This is a genomic window from Psychrobacter sp. 1Y4 (assembly GCF_051847555.1).
Genome location: NZ_JBPYDE010000546.1, coordinates 1 through 710, shown reverse-complemented (window position 1 = coordinate 710; position 710 = coordinate 1). Strand labels below are relative to the sequence as shown.

Here is a 710-nt window from a genome sequence, read left to right as displayed (position 1 = left end):
GGCAACGACGTAGACTCGATATGCAAACCAAGGTTTTCTAACATTTGAGCGAGCACATGATCGTTTTCGAAATACAGTGCATACCCTGCTGCGCTGTACTCAAACATCAATGGCACATGACGATTGCCCAAGTGATAAGCGCCTTTCATTAGTAGAAAATCATCGTCAGCCGTTACCTTAGTCACGGCTTGCGGCTTGGCGATGACTTGCATTAACTCCCCTGAAGTATTGATAAGCACGTCATCTCCTTTTAAGACGCCAGTACGCGGCAGGTCAATACCGACCGCATCACCTGAAACAGTGATGGCTCTAAAGCGAGAATGCTGACGAGTATCAAAATCTAATAGCAGGTAATCGTCGGCTTTATACTGTTCTGCCAATTGCGCTTTTTGGATATCGCTAAGCGTACCTAAACGGGTATTAAATATTTTCATTATTCTTCTCTGGCTGTTGTTGCTCAAACTATTGGTCAATAGTATTGATGGTAAAAGTATTGGGAATAAAGACACGATATCACTCAAAAAACCAACTGACCATTGGCATACATGGTTTATGGCTCACTGTCTTAGAGATCCTATAAACGTGCATCATAAGCTCTAAAATAAAAAGTAACGCTGTGCCATGGGTAGTACATCAGCTGGCTCGCAGGTGAGTGTTTTACCATCGGCACGTACTTCATAAGTTTCAGGATTGATGTCCATATCTGGACA

General features: G+C 43.0%; 2 protein-coding genes. Both read right to left on the bottom strand.

The window, feature by feature from the left end:
• On the bottom strand, nucleotides 1–434 hold a 434-nt coding region (locus ACS8FC_RS17480), incomplete at its 3' end, for an urease accessory protein UreE (RefSeq protein ID WP_439297719.1).
• Between the two features lie 162 nt (nucleotides 435–596).
• Nucleotides 597–710, bottom strand: a 114-nt coding sequence (locus tag ACS8FC_RS17475) for a hypothetical protein (RefSeq protein ID WP_439297720.1), incomplete at its 5' end; no start/stop codon positions are given.